Origin of the sequence: Streptomyces sp. NPDC101166 (assembly GCF_044768125.1) — a bacterium.
Taxonomy (GTDB): Bacteria; Actinomycetota; Actinomycetes; order Streptomycetales; family Streptomycetaceae; genus Streptomyces.
This window is the reverse complement of record NZ_JBIWPF010000001.1, coordinates 393,602-408,677: the sequence shown is the minus strand read 5'-3', so window position 1 is coordinate 408,677 and position 15,076 is coordinate 393,602. Positions and strand designations below refer to the sequence as shown.

The 15,076-nt window shown below is 72.5% G+C and carries 15 protein-coding genes and 1 pseudogene; 5 read left to right on the top strand and 11 right to left on the bottom strand.

The window, feature by feature from the left end; translation table 11 throughout:
- Nucleotides 1-209 precede the first annotated feature (209 nt).
- On the top strand, nucleotides 210-1,589 hold the full coding sequence (locus ACIRS4_RS01800) for an MFS transporter (RefSeq protein WP_404188464.1): 1,380 nt from the start codon (nucleotides 210-212) through the stop codon (nucleotides 1,587-1,589).
- Between the two features lie 21 nt (nucleotides 1,590-1,610).
- On the opposite strand, the gene ACIRS4_RS01795 is transcribed toward ACIRS4_RS01800, so the two are convergent.
- Together ACIRS4_RS01795 and ACIRS4_RS01790 are read right to left on the bottom strand one after the other, a co-directional pair.
- Nucleotides 1,611-2,177, bottom strand: a complete 567-nt coding sequence (locus tag ACIRS4_RS01795; protein ID WP_404188461.1) for a GNAT family N-acetyltransferase — start codon at nucleotides 2,175-2,177, stop codon at nucleotides 1,611-1,613.
- A gap of 68 nt (nucleotides 2,178-2,245) precedes the next feature.
- Nucleotides 2,246-2,677, bottom strand: a complete 432-nt coding sequence (locus ACIRS4_RS01790; RefSeq protein WP_404188458.1) for a DUF5959 family protein — start codon at nucleotides 2,675-2,677, stop codon at nucleotides 2,246-2,248.
- A 247-nt stretch (nucleotides 2,678-2,924) separates the two neighbouring features.
- On the opposite strand from ACIRS4_RS01790, the pseudogene ACIRS4_RS01785 reads away from it, so the two are divergent.
- Nucleotides 2,925-3,446, top strand: a pseudogene (locus tag ACIRS4_RS01785) (GH32 C-terminal domain-containing protein); the annotation flags it as partial.
- Nucleotides 3,447-3,483: 37 nt separating this feature from the next.
- Here the strand turns inward: ACIRS4_RS01785 and ACIRS4_RS01780 are convergent.
- The 3 genes from ACIRS4_RS01780 to ACIRS4_RS01770 form a co-directional block, all read right to left on the bottom strand.
- On the bottom strand, nucleotides 3,484-3,855 hold the full coding sequence (locus ACIRS4_RS01780; protein WP_404188456.1) for a MerR family transcriptional regulator: 372 nt from the start codon (nucleotides 3,853-3,855) through the stop codon (nucleotides 3,484-3,486).
- 29 nt (nucleotides 3,856-3,884) lie between these two features.
- Nucleotides 3,885-4,646 carry an SDR family NAD(P)-dependent oxidoreductase gene (locus ACIRS4_RS01775; RefSeq protein ID WP_404188453.1) on the bottom strand — a complete coding sequence of 254 codons (762 nt, stop codon included), beginning with the start codon at nucleotides 4,644-4,646 and terminating at the stop codon, nucleotides 3,885-3,887.
- Between the two features lie 162 nt (nucleotides 4,647-4,808).
- The gene (locus ACIRS4_RS01770; protein WP_404188450.1) at nucleotides 4,809-5,732 is read right to left on the bottom strand and encodes a phosphotransferase; all 924 of its coding nucleotides are present in this window, start codon (nucleotides 5,730-5,732) and stop codon (nucleotides 4,809-4,811) included.
- A gap of 139 nt (nucleotides 5,733-5,871) precedes the next feature.
- Here ACIRS4_RS01770 and ACIRS4_RS01765 point away from each other — a divergent pair, with 139 nt between their 5' ends.
- On the top strand, nucleotides 5,872-6,216 hold the full coding sequence (locus ACIRS4_RS01765; RefSeq protein WP_404188447.1) for a hypothetical protein: 345 nt from the start codon (nucleotides 5,872-5,874) through the stop codon (nucleotides 6,214-6,216).
- A 101-nt stretch (nucleotides 6,217-6,317) separates the two neighbouring features.
- On the opposite strand, the gene ACIRS4_RS01760 is transcribed toward ACIRS4_RS01765, so the two are convergent.
- From ACIRS4_RS01760 to ACIRS4_RS01750, 3 genes are all read right to left on the bottom strand, one after another.
- The gene (locus tag ACIRS4_RS01760; RefSeq protein WP_404188444.1) at nucleotides 6,318-7,610 is read right to left on the bottom strand and encodes an APC family permease; all 1,293 of its coding nucleotides are present in this window, start codon (nucleotides 7,608-7,610) and stop codon (nucleotides 6,318-6,320) included.
- A gap of 114 nt (nucleotides 7,611-7,724) precedes the next feature.
- Nucleotides 7,725-8,843: a sensor histidine kinase gene (locus tag ACIRS4_RS01755; RefSeq protein WP_404188442.1), complete on the bottom strand. Its 1,119-nt coding sequence runs from the start codon at nucleotides 8,841-8,843 to the stop codon at nucleotides 7,725-7,727.
- Nucleotides 8,840-9,502, bottom strand: coding sequence for a response regulator (locus tag ACIRS4_RS01750; protein WP_404188440.1), 663 nt, complete (start codon nucleotides 9,500-9,502; stop codon nucleotides 8,840-8,842). Before ACIRS4_RS01750 ends, ACIRS4_RS01755 begins: the two co-directional genes overlap by 4 nt.
- A 283-nt stretch (nucleotides 9,503-9,785) precedes the next feature.
- Here ACIRS4_RS01750 and ACIRS4_RS01745 point away from each other — a divergent pair, with 283 nt between their 5' ends.
- Nucleotides 9,786-10,925 (top strand): DUF418 domain-containing protein, encoded by a 1,140-nt coding sequence (locus ACIRS4_RS01745; RefSeq protein WP_404188437.1) that lies wholly within the window; start codon nucleotides 9,786-9,788, stop codon nucleotides 10,923-10,925.
- Nucleotides 10,926-11,260: 335 nt separating this feature from the next.
- On the opposite strand, the gene ACIRS4_RS01740 is transcribed toward ACIRS4_RS01745, so the two are convergent.
- The 3 genes from ACIRS4_RS01740 to ACIRS4_RS01730 form a co-directional block, all read right to left on the bottom strand.
- On the bottom strand, nucleotides 11,261-11,833 hold the full coding sequence (locus tag ACIRS4_RS01740; protein WP_404188434.1) for a dihydrofolate reductase family protein: 573 nt from the start codon (nucleotides 11,831-11,833) through the stop codon (nucleotides 11,261-11,263).
- 162 nt (nucleotides 11,834-11,995) lie between these two features.
- The gene (locus ACIRS4_RS01735; RefSeq protein WP_404188431.1) at nucleotides 11,996-12,349 is read right to left on the bottom strand and encodes a VOC family protein; all 354 of its coding nucleotides are present in this window, start codon (nucleotides 12,347-12,349) and stop codon (nucleotides 11,996-11,998) included.
- Nucleotides 12,350-12,403: 54 nt separating this feature from the next.
- A complete protein-coding gene (locus tag ACIRS4_RS01730) occupies nucleotides 12,404-13,816 on the bottom strand; it encodes a Tat pathway signal sequence domain protein (RefSeq protein ID WP_404188428.1) in 1,413 nt (470 codons plus the stop codon).
- Nucleotides 13,817-14,111: 295 nt separating this feature from the next.
- Between ACIRS4_RS01730 and ACIRS4_RS01725 the strand changes: the two genes are divergently transcribed.
- The gene (locus ACIRS4_RS01725) at nucleotides 14,112-15,005 is read left to right on the top strand and encodes a hypothetical protein (protein ID WP_404189742.1); all 894 of its coding nucleotides are present in this window, start codon (nucleotides 14,112-14,114) and stop codon (nucleotides 15,003-15,005) included.
- Nucleotides 15,006-15,076: the final 71 nt, after the last annotated feature.

Sequence of the window (15,076 nt, the reverse complement as noted above, 5' to 3'; positions counted from 1 at the left end):
TGCCGCCCGCACGAAGGAGTCGGCGCGTGCGGATCGGGGCCGTGCGGCTCCAAGATCCCTCGGGACCGCTGACCTCCCCCGGTGCCCGCTGCTACATTGAGCCTCATGTTCCTCCTCTTGGCATAGGCACGCCCAGGCCCGCGACACGCGCACAGCGCTCGCGGCACTTCGGCGTCCCTCCTTCCGCCTCGAGACCGAGGAACTCTTCCATGTCTGCGCCTGCTCAAGGGCGACCCTCGTACGCCGCTGTACTGCGCCTTCCGTACGCCCGGCGCACCTTCGGCGCCGCCCTGCTCGGACGGCTCTCGTACGGGGTGCTTCCCCTCTCCGTGATGCTGGCGGTGACCCGGGCCACCGGCTCGTACGCCGTCGCCGGCACGATCATGGCGCTGTTCGGCGCCACCAGTGTCTTCCTGTCCCCGGTACGGGCGGCCCTTGTCGACCGCCACGGCCCACGCCGCGCGCTTGCGCCCATGGCACTGCTCTACGCCGGTCTCCTGGGAGCCCTAGCGGAGGTCTCCTGGCGGCCCGGCGCCCCCGCCTTCCTGCTGGGAGCCATCGCCGCGGCCGCGGGCGCCGCCACGCCCCCGCTCGGCCCCTCGATGCGGGCCATCTGGCGTGAACTCACTGATGAACAGTCGCTGTTGCAGCGCGCATACAGTGCGGACGGCGTCGCGGAGGAGGTGCTGTTCGTCTCCGGACCGCTGCTGGTCGGCGCGCTGTTGCAGATCGCACCCCCGGCGGCCGGGGTCGTCGTGAGCGCGCTGCTCGTGGGAGGCGGGACCTTCGCATTCGTCATGTCGCCGGCCGTGCGGAACGCACGGCCGGCTGCCGTCGCCAAGGGGGCGGCACGTTCCAGGGGCCGGCTGCAGGGGGCGCGGGCGCTGCTGACGCCGATCGTGGTGGCTGCCGGGGTCGGGCTGTCCCTGGGCGCCGTCGATCTGCTGGTCCTCGCGTTCGCGACGGAGCGGCATCACGGTGACGACGTGGCCTGGGTGCTCGCGGCTTCCTCGGCGGGCAGCACGGTCGGCGGGCTCCTGAACGGCGCCGTCGACTGGCGCACCGGGGCCCGGGTGCGATTGCCGCTCCTCGCAGCCGGCCTCGGTCTCGCCCTGGCCGCCGCGGGGCTCGCACCGGGCATGGGGGCGCTGACCATCGCGGTGGCGTGTGCGGGATTCTTCGTGGCGCCGGCGCTCACCACGGCGTACTTGCTGGCCGACGAGGTGGCACCGCGAGAGCGCCGAACCCAAGCGGGCGCCTGGGTCAACACGGCGGTGAACGCGGGGATTTCGGGCGGCACGGCGACGGCCGGACTGCTGACGGCACGGCTGCCGCTCGGGGTGTGCTTCGCGCTCTCGGGCGGCGCGACGGTGCTCGCGGCCCTGGCCTGCGCCGTGAGGAAGCCGAAGAACGCCGGCCTGCCCCTCGGCGAAGGGTCTCCCATCAGCCAAGAGCCTGCCCGCAGCGAAGAATCTCCCGCATGCTCCGCGGCCCCGCCCGGCTCACCGAGTACCAGGCCGAAGTCCCCAGCCGCTCACGCTTCAACGGCGACGTCGCCCCGACGTCCGCGGCGGAGCCCCCCGGAATAGGTGGGCGCCTGGGGGGGGAGTTCAGTTCTTCCACTCGTAGGCGAGCACGGCGTACACGTACTCGCTTCCCCACCGGTCTCCGTCGAGGTCGTTGTCGACCAGGTGCGCCTCACGGCGCATTCCGAGGCGCTCGCACACGCGTACCGACGCGGTGTTGGCGACATCGAGTCGAGCGAAGACCCGGTGCACTCCCAACCGGTCGAAAGCCGTCGAGAGAAGGGCGCGCGCCGCTTCGGTGGCGTAACCCCGCCCGGCGCACTCAGGGTTGAAGACCCAGCCGATCTCGGCCTGGCGAGCGCGTGCGCTCCTGAGGGTGAGGACCACCTCGCCGACGACACCAGGCTCGTCCGCCCGGCACACGGCCAGCAAGAGCACGTCGCCGTCGGCCTGCCAGGCAGTCCCGTCGGCTCGCGCGGCAATGGACTCCGCGCAGTCCTCGCGAGTGAGCGGCGGGCGATAGAGGTGGCGCGCGACCTCCGGCAGGGACTGGTACGCATGTCGATCATCGATGTCGCCGGACGTGAACAACCGCAGGACCAGCCGTTCGGTGGTGATGGGCAACGGTACGTGCCGTGAGACGGCGGTCATCGAATCCCCCAAGTGAGTGGTGTGTTCTCATCCGAAAGAGGCCGGCGATCTCCTTCGTCGGCCATGGTTCAGCCTTCGGTCATGGGCCAGGCCTCCCAGACCGAGTCCAGGCGCCGGTATGCGTCGTCGAACCAGGCGTCGGCCAGTGGGACGGTCACCGTCACCGTCGTCAGAGACGCCGAGTGGTCCTTGATCGTGACCCGGCACCGGTCTTCGTCCTCGTCGAGTCCGATGAACAGCCATGGTATGCGTCTGCCCTCGCACCAGGCGATGTCCTGCCCTGCGTCGAGCGAGTCCAGGGCCTGCTGCCATAGCCGCAGATCCTCGGGGAAGAGCCAGGTCTTCAAGGTGCCACGGACGAAGGGCGTGTCGATGAGGAACTCTCCGACCAGGGCGTCGGCCTCGGTGGGAGACCTCCGTTCTTCCTTCCCCGCGATCCGGAGAACGACGCTGTTGCCGTCCCCTTCCAGGCGGATCAGGTCGATCGGATCCTCAGCCATGACTACCCCTCCTGAAATCTCGTGCCCGTGCCGAAGACTAATCGTCGGCACGGGCACAGGACCGGCAGAGATGTGTCATGCCGCGTGAGCTCCGGGGCGTTCGACAGTGGCAGCCACAGCAACCCCTCTACAGACGATGGCGCCCAACCTGTTGACGCGTCGATGCCCCCCATCATCGGGGCCACTCGATGTCATCGCTGACACAAGTCAACGATGACATCCCGTCGGACACCGTGGACGTCGGTGCCGAGTCCGCCTGACCAGCGAGCCGGTGGGCGCCTTGGACTCCCTCCGCCACAAGAGCCCGGCGACGGCGGCCGGCGTGACCGTCAAGAACACCACGAAGCCCCTGATCGGTCCCGCGGCCGAGGGCAGGGCACTCGACATCGAGGCGACCTTCTCCCTCGAGGACGCCGAACGCCTCGGCCTGAAGGTGCGGACCGGCGCCGGAGGCGAGGAGACCGTCATCGGCTACGACACCACCACTCAGGAGCTGTACGTCGACCGCACCCACTCCGGTGCCGTGGACTTCGACAGCACCTTCCCCGGCGTCCAGAGCGCGCCGTTGGAGCCCGAGAACGGCAAGGTCAAGCTGAGGGTCCTCGTCGACTGGTCGTCCGTCGAGGTCTTCGGCGGCAGCGGCGAAGCGGTGATCACCGACCAGATCTTCCCCGACCCCGACAGCCGGGGAGTGCAGGTCTTCGCCGAGAACGGCTCGGCGAAGCTGGTCCAGGCCCGCGTCCGGCACCTCGGCTCCTACCGCGACTGACCCTCCATCACGCCACCCCTGGCGGCGAGGCGGGCGGTCACGCCACAGGCCTGGTCCGGTCGCCGGTCACCTGGCGCAGCGCGGCCTGGAGACGGTCCCGGACCCTGGTCTGGGCGGCGATGCGTTCGTCGAGGACCGCCAGCCGCTCCACCGCGACCCGGATGCCCTTCTCGGACGGCGGCGCCGTGGCGACGTCTCCGTCCAGACACGGCAGGAAGACCTTCACGTCGTCCAGGGTGAGCCCGGCGGCCAGGAGGTGGCGGATGTTGCGGACCCGCCCCACCGTCCGCTCGTCGTAGAGTCGGTAACCGTTGAGCGCACGCTCCGAGGCGATCAACCCCGCCTGCTCGTAATGCCGCAGCGCACGGGCGGTCACCCCGGTCGCCTTGGCCAGCTCACCGATCCGCACCCGCTCCCCCCTCCGGGATGCAATTCCTATCACGCCACGACCGCCCCGCCGTCGACCGGGAGTACGACTCCGGTGACGAACGACGCGGCCGGTGCGGCGAGTTGGGTGATCGCCCAGGCCACCTCCTCCGGCCGGCCGATCCGGCCCAACGGGGTGTGGGCCAACTGCCACTCGCGCACCTCGGCCATCCGTTCAGGCGTCAGCCCCTGATGCTCGCCGATCGGGGTGTCGATCGCGCCCGGTGCGACCGCCGCCACTCGGATGCCGCGAGGCGCCAGCTCGACCGCCCAGCTGCGGGTCAGCGTCTCCAGCGCGGTGTTGGTCGCCGCGTAGACGGAACTGCCCGGCCAGGCCCGCTGCCCCACCGAGGTACTCACATTGACGATCACTCCGCCGGACGCCTCCAGGGACGGCAGCGCGGCCTGGGCGAGGAGAACTGGCGCGATCATGTTGGTGGCGACCTGCAGGGCGATCGACTCCGGCGTGAGCGCGCCAAGGGAACCGCTGTGCACGATGGCGGCATTGTTGACCAGAACGTCCAACCGGCCGTGCATCTCCAGCGCGGTCCGCACGATCAGTTCGGGCCCGCCTGCGGCGGTGATGTCGGCGGCCAGCGGGGTGATGCGGCTGTGCCCGGCGGCGGTCTCACTGAGCGGTTCGGCCCGTCGGCCGACGGCGAGGACGTGGGCGCCCTCGGCGGCGAAAGCGCGGGCGGTGGCCCGGCCGATCCCGGTGCCGGCCCCTGTGACGGCGACGATCCTGCGGATTCGGGGTGCGGTGCTGGTGTCCATGCCGTCATCGTTCAACCCTGCTGCCAGCGGCAAGGTCAAGCGCCGCCACGGGCGCCCCCACGGTCCTCCACGGGACGGTGGCCGTCGCTGCTGTTCGCCTGTGGCTTCGCTGGTGATCCGCCGGACAGTCCTTGGTCAGGAGCTGGCAGTGACGGTCAGGCCTCACGCCGTGCCGAACCATGTCTCTGCGAGTGAGAGCAGCGTTCCGTCGGCGGGTACAGCCAGTTCCCGCATGTACCAAGGGATGTCGCTGTATACGTGCAGCAATGTGTGGGCGAGCAGTTCGGGGGGTTCGAAGGTGTGGCCGTATGCCCTGGCGAGACGGGCCAGCAGGTCCGGATCGCCCCGGGTGACGAACAGGCCGACGCCCACGAAGTCGTATGCGCGGTCACCGATCATGGCCGGTTCGAAGTCGAAGAGGCCGGTCAGCCGCCACCCGTCGGGATCGAGCAGGAAGTGCTGCTGCATGACCTCGGTGTGCAGCAGACATCGGTGCGGGTCGCGCGGCAGCGGAACCGAGGCCAGGAAGTCCGGGATCTGCTCCAGCCAGGTGGACGGCAGTCCGAGGGCGCGCTGCCGTTCCACAGCACCGGCACCTTGGCGGTCCAGGAAGGCGCCCCAGTCCCCGGGGCCGAGGACGTCCCCGAGGGGATCGGGGTCAAGGGCGTGCAGCGCGGCCAGGGTTTCACCGACCTCGGTGACGAGCCGTTCACGGTGGCTCCGCGGCACGCGGTCCCAGGCGCGGGCCAGGTTCTCGCCGCGGAGCCGCGACATCAGTACGTACTGCCAGCCGTTCTCGTACGGGCCGAAGTCGCGCACCTGCGGGGTCGGTACCGGCAGCCGTCCCTGGATGTGGGTGAGGACACGGCCTTCCGCGACGCCGGCCTGCGCGGCGGCTCCTGGGAACAGCTTGAGAACGTGCTCGTCGCCCACCGCGTAGACCGGCTGCGTCCCGTCCGGGAAACGAGTCAGCGGTGCATCGGCGAGACCAAGGCGTGCACAGAGGTCCTCCACACCGGGGCGCATCACCATCTCGTCGGAGAGGACCGCGTCCCGCTCTTCATCCGTTTCCACCGGAGGCAGCATGATCGGGACCGTAGGCCCTCGGCTGTCGCGAAGCAACGGAAAATTCACGGGCCTCGCGCCCGACGGCGTGCCACGGGACACGACCCGTCGGACACGCCCAGGGCCTGTCCGGCGAAGTGCCGCGTCTAGGCTCCAGGGCATGCACAGTACTCTGACGGAGCACGCGCGGTGTCTATACGGAGACGAGTACCGGACCCCGACGGAGTGCGGTCGCGAGCACCGAGAGCACTACTTCGTCGAGGAACTGACCTTCGCTGACGCGGATTCGATCCTCGCCATGTTGCATGAGCTCAGCCCGCACGCGGTCGACGGTTGTCTGCCGGTCTGGATCCGCAATCTGGCCTATCGGTTGGTGCTCCTGCAGCGCCCGGACGAACCGGCGCTCATGCGGGAGGCTGCCGAGAACCTGTGGCTGCACGGCCCGGACTGGGACCACATCGCAGCGGACTTGACGAGAAGGGCGGATGCTGCGGAAGCGTGCTGATCACGGCTTGAGCCGCTTGATCGTCCGTTCGTCTTCGTCGCGGTCCACGTGTCGGTGGGCCCGCACGAGGTGGAGTCCACGCTCACCATGCTCCAGTCGATTCACATGATCCGCCGGCGGGCTGCCACGGCACGGCGGATCCCGTACAGGGCCGCGCCGAAGGCCAGTACCGCCGCGCCCGAGAGCACCGACGAGAGGGGCAGGGCGAAGGCCAGCACCAGACAGCCCGCCAGTCCGACGGCCGGGGCCAGCCTGTGCCGCCGCAGTGGCCGGCCCCGGCCGTCGGGCTCGGTGAGCGTCCAGGCGGAGGCGTTGGCGACGGCGTAGTAGGCGAGCACCCCGAAGGAGGAGAAGCCGATCGCCCCGCGCAGATCCACCGTCGCGGCGGCCAACGCCACCACCGCGCCCACCAGCAGCTCGGCCCGGTGCGGCACCTTGAACCTCGGGTGCACCGCGGCCAGCGCGTGCGGCAGGTGACGGTCCCGGGCCATGGCCAGCGTGGTGCGCGAGACACCGAGGATCAGCGCCAGCAGCGACCCGAGCGCGGCGACGGCCGCGCCGACGCGCACCACCGGCACCAGCCATGTCACGCCCGCCGCCCGGACCGCGTCCGACAACGGCGCCGCGGACCGCGCCAGCCCCTGCGGGCCGAGGACCGACAGGGCGGCCACCGCTACGACGGCGTAGACGGCCAGGGCGATGCCGAGCGCGAGCGGAACGGCCCTGGGGATGGTGCGTCGCGGGTCGCGCACCTCCTCGCCCAGCGTGGCGATCCGCGCGTACCCGGCGAACGCGAAGAACAGCAGGCCCGCCGCCTGGAGCACCCCGCCCGGGGTGGCGTCCGCGCCGACCTCCAGCCGGGCCGCGTCCGCCGTGCCCGAGGTCAGGGCGGCGACGGCGACCGCCGCGAGCACCGCCAGCACCACGGCCACGATCACCCGGGTGAGCAGTGCGGACTTCTGCACCCCCCGGTAGTTCACCGCGGTCAGCGCCACCACCGCGGCGACCGCGACGGCGTGCGCCTGCCCCGGCCACACGTACGAGCCGACGGTGAGCGCCGTGGCCGCGCAGGACGCGGTCTTGCCGACCACGAACGCCCACCCGGCGAGCCAGCCCCAGAACACGCCGAGGCGCTCGCGCCCGTACACGTACGTGCCGCCCGAAGCCGGGTAGCGGGCGGCGAGCCGGGCGGAGGAGGTGGCGTTGCAGTACGCCACCACGGCGGCCACCGCGAGTCCCACGAGGAGCCCGGACCCTGCGGCCCGCGCGGCCGGCCCCAGGGCCGCGAAGATCCCCGCGCCGATCATCGCCCCCAGGCCGACGGTCACGGCGTCGGCCACCCCGAGCCCGCGACGCAACTCGCCCGGAGCCCCTGCGGTGGCCGACCGGCTCATGCCCCACTCCCTCGACGCACGCGACGGCCCACGTGACGGGCCCCGACAAGGGCAGACGTTACGCGAGCCGCTCCCGGGTCTTCGCGCCGCCCGTGCGCACGGCGGCCCAGGGCTTCACGCCCCGTCCGCCGGGATGTCGAGGCTCACCGAGTAGCCGCCGTCGTCTGTGGGGCCGTGGGTCAGGGTGCCGCCCAGGAGTTCGGCTCGCTGACGCAGTCCGACCAGGCCCTGCTGGGCGCCCGGCAGGGGGATGGCCGGCCGCGTGGGGGCCGTGTTGGTGACGGTGACGCGGACGGCCCCGTCCCGGAGCCCGGCGTGGACCGTGGCCCTCGCTCCCGGGGCGTGCTTGCGGACATTGGTCAGAGCCTCCTGCACCGTGCGGTACACCGCGCGCTGGACGGTCGGCGGGAGCCCGTCGGGCAGGTCGGCCCGCAGCTCGGTCTCGATGCCGCTGCCGCTCACCAGCCGGGGCAGGTCGGCCAGGGACGGCTGGGGAGTCAGTTCGGTGGGGCGGTTGCCGGCTGCGCGCAGCACCCCGACCATGTGCCGCAGCTCGTCGAGGGTCCGCACGCTCAGGCGCCGGATCGCACCCGCCGTCTGCCTGACCTCGGCGTCCCGGGCGCTCATCTGGAGCGCCCCCGCCTGCACCGCGATCAGGCTGACCTGGTGGGACACCACGTCGTGCATCTCGCGGGCGAGCTCGGCGCGCTCCGCGGCCAGCAGCGACTGGGCGGTCAGCAGCCGTTCGTTCTCCCGCGCCTCGGACACCTCGGCGAGCCGCACGGTCAGCTCCCGCCGGGTCTGGACGAGCTGGCCGAGGAACACCAGAGCCGCCGCCGTGCCCAGGGTGTACCCCAGGCTGATGAGCAGCCAGCTGTCGGAGATGGGGACCGTTTTCAGGGACGGTGGCCAGTGCCAGGGCAGGACGTCGCTGATCGTGAACGCGACCGCGCAGCCGACCAGCACCGAACGCCGGCGCGTGTGCGAGGCGACCGTGTAGAGCGCGGCCAGCGTGGCGAACACCGCGTCGGTGACCAGTGACGCGGGCAGGGTCAGCACGAACGTGAGCAGGGGCAGCCGACGGCGCAGCGCGAGTGCCGCGGCGGCGAGCAGCCCGCAGGCCAGGGCCAGCCGCTCCGTCGGCTCGACGTTGACCCACACGTCCAGCAGCGAGGCCACGATCAGCGCCCCGTCCAGCAGCGCCGAGACGGCGACGGCACGTGAAGGCGTCACCCGTCCCCCTCCCGCGGCAGCCTCAGCAGGCCCGCCCGTTCGGCGAGCAGCGCCGCCTGGACGCGGCTGTCCACCCGCAGCTTGGTGAGGATGGCGCTGACATGGTCCTTCACGGTGCCGGCGCTGAGATGCATCCGCGCGCCGATGCGGCCGTTGGACAGCCCCGCGGCGACGAGGACCAGGACGGCGCGCTCCCGGTCGGTCAGCCGCGCGACGGCGCGGGCGGCGGGCTCGCTCGGCTCATGGTCCAGGAAGCCGTCCACGACGGTCCGCGTGACCTTGGGCGACAGGACGACCCCGCCCTCGGCCAGGGTGCGGACCATGGGCGCGAGCTGTTCGGGATCGGTGTCCTTGAGCAGGAAGCCCGCGGCGCCCGAGCGCAGAGCCGTCGACACGTACTCGTCCATGCCGAACGTGGTGAGCATGGCGACCACCGGCGGGCGCGGCAGCCCGCACAGGTCGGCGAGGACGGTGAGGCCGTCGACGTCGGGCATCCTGATGTCGAGGAGCACCACGTCGGGCTGCTTCTCCTCGGCCGTGCGGACCGCCAGGCCGCCGGGCACCGCCGCGACGACGTCGATGTCGCCGGCCGCGTCGAGGATGTGCGTGAACCCGGTACGGATCAGGGCCTCGTCGTCGACCACCAGCACCCGGATCACCTGCGGCTCCCTTCCTCGGGGCTCGCACGGGGCCCGCCGGGTGACCCGGGCGGCCCCCGCCGGTCGGCAGGGAATGTCAGGAAACATGAGGGTTGTGCTTCAACGGGCGGAATGCACAGTCTAAAGAGATATGACGTGCGACGTCCCCTCACCCGTACCCCGTGTCGCGGTGTCTGCGCCGACGACCGGGGAGGGGGGTTGTCCCACCGGGGGCCGTCCCGTCCGGGTCGGGGAGAGGGATCGTCCCACCCGCCCGGTCCGTCCTCCGCCGTCGGCCGGGCGGTTGATCGGCGTCGATCTGGCCCGCGGGCTGGCGATGTTCGGCATGTACGCCGCCCATGTCGGCCCGGAGCCGTCGGAAGGCGGGCCGACGGGTTTCCTGATGGAAGCGGCGCGGGGCCGTTCCTCCGCGCTGTTCGCCGTCCTCGCGGGCTTCTCCCTCGTGATCCTCACCGGCCGCCCGCACCCGATGACAGGCCGCCCGGGCCGGCAGGCGGCGGGCCGGGTCGTCCTCCGGGCGCTCGTCCTGATCCTCGTCGGCTTCGCCCTGGCGGCACTGGGCACCTCGGTCGACGTGATCCTGGCCTACTACGGGCTCACCTTCCTCCTCGTGCTCCCGCTGTGCCGGCTGCGGGCCAGGACGCTGGCCGTCGTCGCGGCCGCCGGCGCGCTCGTCCTGCCCCAGGCGCGGTACGTGATCCAGCAGTCGATCGACGAGGGAAGCTGGTCCGACACCGTCATCGCCTGGGACCCGCTGGCGCGGATCACCGGCACGGACGGCCTGCTCGACCTGCTGTTCACCGGCTCGTACCCGGTCCTGACCTGGGCGCCGTTCATGATCGCGGGCATGGCGATCGCCCGCCTCGACCTCACCCGCGCCGCCGTCCTCAGGGGGCTTGCGACGACGGGCGTCGCACTCGCCGTGCTCGGCTACGGGGGCTCCTGGCTCGCCCTGCGTCTCCTGCCGCACGCCACCGCGGCGATCGCCGCGGCCTCGGACGGCGGCTCGGCGTCATCGGCCTGGTGGTCCGACTCCGTGGGCGATCCGGTCGAGCACACCCCGGCCTGGCTGCTGGTGGCCTCGCCGCACAGCCAGACGACCGCCTCCCTGCTCGGCAACACCGGCGTCGCCGTGGCAGTCCTCGCACTGTGCCTCGTCCTCGCCGCCCGTATGCCCCGCCTGACACGTCTGACGGCGCCGGTGTGCGCGGTCGGCGCGATGTCCCTGTCCGCGTACGTGCTGCACATCGTCGCCATCCGCGTCCTCGGCGTCGACGACTCGGACCTCCCCGCGACACCGGTGCTTCTGGGCTTCATCGCCGCCGCCACGCTCCTGGCGTGGGCCTGGAGCCGAGTCTCCCGGCGTGGCCCCCTGGAGCACCTGCTCAACGCGGCCACCGGGCTCGCCCGGCACATCAGGTGAACCTCGCCGGTCGGGGCCGCAACGGAGGAAGCCCGACCTGATGGCTGCCCCTCGGCCTCCGCGGCGGCTGCCCGGGAAAGGTCGTGGCGCTGCGCCGGGCCGCCGCTCCCGCGAGGGTGCTCCGACTCGCGGCCGCGGTGCGGCGGGCCTTCCACCACCACGCCTTCGGCCTGTCGGGGACGGCTGCCTACCGGAGGTTCGCCGAGCGGGGCGGGCCGGCCGCCCGACGCCGTCGTGGGCCCCGTTCGACAGCGACGGCGTCCCGTGCCGTGGCCCTAGCCGACTTCGGCGCCGTCGCCGACGGCGGCGGCGACGGCCCGCGTGTCACGCGCGTGTCAGCGGAGGACGTCGAAGACGTTCTTCTGCAGACCGTTGGCGTAAGCCTCGTGCTCGACCAGCTTCAGCCGCTGGGCGTCCTTGTCCGTGGCGCTGAAAAGCCGCTTGCCCGCGCCGAGCAGGAGCGGGAAGACGAGCAGGTGATAGCGGTCGATCAGGCCCGCGTCGGAGAGCGCCTGGTTCAGGGAGGCGCTGCCGTGCACGATGATCGGGCCGCCCTCGGTCTCCTTCAGCGCGGCGACCTCGTCGAGCGAGCGCAGGATCGTGGTCTCACCCCAGTTCGACACGAGGTCGTCCTCGCCGAGGGTGGTGGAGACGACGTACTTCGGCATCACCTTGTAGTCCGCGAAGTCCTCCATGTCGGGCCACACCGCGCTGAACGCCTCGTAGCTGACCCGGCCCATCATCATCGCGGAGGCTTCCTTCTGCTCCCGGCCCTTGATCTCGAACGCCTCGGGAAGGAAGTCGGCATGCTTGAACGTCCACCCCGAGTTCCGGTAACCGGGCTCGCCGCCGGGGGCCTCCACGACGCCGTCGAGCGAGACGAAGGCGGTGCTGATCAGGGTTCGCATAGGTGTTCCTCGGGGTCTTGTGACCGGTTCCCGGTCGGTTCGGTGGGTGCGCGCCTCGACCGCGCTCGCGGCCGCGGCGCCCACTCGTGAACTCTGACGGAGGAACACGGGAAAACTCATCGGCCGACACGGCGTTCTCGAAGACTCAGGGCGTTCCAGGAGTCAGGCGGGCTGCCACAGTTCGATGCGGTTGCCCTCGGGGTCGGTGACCCAGCCGAAGCGGCCGACGCCTGCCATGTCCTGCGTCTCCTCGGCCACGTCCGCTCCCCGGCCGCGCAACTGCGCGAGCATCGCGTCCAGGTCACGGACGCGGAAGTTGAGCATGGTCTGCTGGGCGCGGGACCCGAAATAGTCGGTCCCGGACTCGAAGGCCGCGAACACCGTCGGTCCGGGCTCCTGACGCCACAGACCGTTGTCGTCGGCGTCCAGCCCGAGGCACTCGCGGTACCAGGCGCTCAGGGCCGCGGGGTCGGCGGCCCGCAGGAAGTACCCACCGATTCCGAGCACACGTTCCATGGGGTCATGGTGCCAGAGCCCGGCGGCGGGGGCGCCGGTCGTGACGACGCCGCATCACGCCGCCAGCGGGTTGACGCGGGTCGCCGCGAGCACGTACCAGGCGGTGGCCCCCGTGTGGCGGTACGGGTAGTAGCCGAACCCGAAACCGGTGTCCAGCGGACTGCTCGCCGAGACGACTCCGCAGCCCTCGGCGACCGCCCGGCCCCCGAGGGTCTGGCCGACGCCCAGCGACTCCTGAGCCTTCTCAATGGAGGCGAGCAGCCGCCGAGCGCGGGCCTCGTCGCCTCGGGCGCACCGGGTGCGCAGAGCCAGCGCCAGGTGCGCTGTTCCTTCGAACCACACGCCCTCGCGGTCGGGCTTGGGCTGCCCGGGGGCGATGGGGGCGTCCTCGTCGGCCAGCAGGGCGGCGGAGCTGAAGGTGACCCCGGTGTAGGACTGGCCGGCGGGAACCGTGCTGTTGCGCCGATCGGCCGTGTCCAGGACGGCCAGTTCGGCGGCGGCCCAGTCGAGCGAGCGGGAGTGGGCGCGGGAGGCGAGCGCGAGGTGGGTCCAGGTCTGGGTGTCCTCGGGGACCGGTGACTTGTTGACCGTCACACCGTCGTTGGTCCCGGTGTAGAAGAAGCCGCCGGACGGCTCCCACATCCTCGCCACGAAGGCGCGGGCCCGCTCGCGCCGCTCCCGCCACACCCGGTCGCCGGTGAGCCGAGCGAGCTGTCCGAACAGCCCGACCAGGTCCGTGTTGTGCTCGGTCGACGTGAACGGCAGCCTCGCGTCAGCCCCGTCGACGCCGAACTTGTAGCCGCCGAGGGGCTCGTCCGTGCGGCCCACCCGCTCGATCCACTCGCCGATCCTCACGGCGGCGTCGAGGAACCGGCGCTCACCCGTGCGGCGGGCCAGCGCGGCGAGCGCGATCCCGGCCCAGGCCATGTCGCCGACGGCGGTGCCGGTGAAACCGAACTGCGTGCCCACGTTGGCCGTGCCGTCCGCCCGGACGAACCCGTCCGGCTGCGGCGAACCGTCGTAGAAGGTGTACGGCCCCACGTTGTACGCCTGCCGCAGTCGGCCGTCGTCGTACACCGGGTCATGGGCCTGGGCGTAGCGGAGCGCGTCGCCGAGCGCCATGGCGCGGGACCGGCCGTCGGCCGTGCCGGCGGCGAGGGCGGCCAGGATAGTCAGCGCGTTGTCGTAGGTGAACGCGGTGCTGAACAGGCCGGCCTGGTCGGTGTAGCTCTGAGCCAGCCGGACGGCCCCGTGGTCCGGGTGGGCGTCCATGGCCGCGGCCAGGAAGGCGCCCGCCCGGCGCGGTGCGGATGCCCGGGCGGTGGACGGACGATCCGCCGCCGGAGCCGTCGTGGGACCCGGCGCGGAAAACGCGGAACCCGAAGCCGTGAGGACCGCTGCGCCGGCGGCGAGTCCGGACCCGATGAGGGCGCGGCGGCTGAGCGCCGGGCGGTGGCTGCCGGTCATGGGACTCCTCGGGGCGGGACGGAGGTCTGTTTGAGAGCGCTCTCAGAAGCGCTGGCTCATTGTGCTGGCCTCCGGGGGACAGGTCAACGCCTGTGACACGGAGGTGGGTTGAGCCGGCGGCCGGGGAGCGAGCGTGACGGCGGGTGTGCTCGATGTGCGGGACCGGACGGTGCGGGGGAGTGTGGACTCCGTGCGAGACGAGAGCGGGCGCGGGCCTGGCGGCGGCAGGCGGGCGCGCGGTGCGGGTGCGGGCGGCGCGGGCCGCGAGGGCGAGGCCGAGGGCACGGGCGGGGAACTGGAGTCCGGGCTCGACGCGCTCTACACCACGCCGCCGTCCCGCTTCGTCGCGCACCGCGAGGAGCTGGCCCTGGCGGCCAGGTCGGCCGGCCGCGCCGAGGACGCCCGGCGCGTCCGGGCCGCCCGCCGTCCCTCGCTGGCGGCCTGGGCGGCGAACCTGCTGCTGCGCTCCGAGCCGCAGGAGAGCGGGCGGTTCCTGGAGCTGGGGCGGGCGTTGCGGGAGGCGTACGGCACGCTGGACGGGACCGGGATCAAGGAGCTGTCGGTCCAGCGCCGCCGGGTCGTCGCCGAGCTGACCAGGCAGGCGGCGGGGCTCGCCCTGGAAGCGGGGGAGCGGCTGTCGGGCGCGGTGCAACGGGAGATCGAGTCCACCTTGCAGGCCGTGCTCGCCGATCAGCGGGCCGCCGATCAGTGGGCCGCGGGCCGACTGGAGAGCGCGCTCACGCCGCCCTCGGAGTTCGCCTCGGCGTCCGCCGCCCCCGCCGCCTCCGCCGGCACGCGGCCCCGGCCGGCCCGCTCGACGGCGCCGACCGCCGCCGAGCGAGCACGGGCGAAGGACGAGCTGGCCGAGCGTCGGCGCGAGAAGCAGAGGTTGCTCACGCAGGCTCGGAAGGCGGCCCAGGCCGCCGAACGGCGACTGCGTGACGAGCGCCGGCGGCGAGCCGACGCCGACGCCGAGCTGGGCCGGGCGCACGAGCGCCACGACGAGGCCTGTCAGCGGGCCTCCGCCGCCGAGGAGCACCTGCGGCAGGCGCGCGAGGAACTCCGACGGGCCGACCAGGAGTGCCGGGAGGCCGAACAGCGGAGCCAGGAGGCCGAGGAGTCGCTCGACCGGGCCGAGCGGGAGGCCCGACAGAAGGCCGAGGAGGTCGACCGCCTGTCGGCCCGGTGACCGACGGACTCGGACGGACCTCGGCGTCACTCCGGGACACCACACCGGACGGCGGACCGCCCTCGGTGCAC

Bases quoted from the DNA above. Each gene is read 5' to 3' on its own strand.
- ACIRS4_RS01800 (WP_404188464.1), top strand. From the start codon at position 210: ATGTCTGCGCCTGCTCAAGGGCGACCCTCGTACGCCGCTGTACTGCGC.
- ACIRS4_RS01795 (WP_404188461.1), bottom strand. From the start codon at position 2,177: ATGACCGCCGTCTCACGGCACGTACCGTTGCCCATCACCACCGAACGG.
- ACIRS4_RS01790 (WP_404188458.1), bottom strand. From the start codon at position 2,677: ATGGCTGAGGATCCGATCGACCTGATCCGCCTGGAAGGGGACGGCAAC.
- ACIRS4_RS01775 (WP_404188453.1), bottom strand. From the start codon at position 4,646: ATGGACACCAGCACCGCACCCCGAATCCGCAGGATCGTCGCCGTCACA.
- ACIRS4_RS01770 (WP_404188450.1), bottom strand. From the start codon at position 5,732: ATGCTGCCTCCGGTGGAAACGGATGAAGAGCGGGACGCGGTCCTCTCC.
- ACIRS4_RS01765 (WP_404188447.1), top strand. From the start codon at position 5,872: ATGCACAGTACTCTGACGGAGCACGCGCGGTGTCTATACGGAGACGAG.
- ACIRS4_RS01760 (WP_404188444.1), bottom strand. From the start codon at position 7,610: ATGAGCCGGTCGGCCACCGCAGGGGCTCCGGGCGAGTTGCGTCGCGGG.
- ACIRS4_RS01740 (WP_404188434.1), bottom strand. From the start codon at position 11,833: ATGCGAACCCTGATCAGCACCGCCTTCGTCTCGCTCGACGGCGTCGTG.
- ACIRS4_RS01735 (WP_404188431.1), bottom strand. From the start codon at position 12,349: ATGGAACGTGTGCTCGGAATCGGTGGGTACTTCCTGCGGGCCGCCGAC.
- ACIRS4_RS01730 (WP_404188428.1), bottom strand. From the start codon at position 13,816: ATGACCGGCAGCCACCGCCCGGCGCTCAGCCGCCGCGCCCTCATCGGG.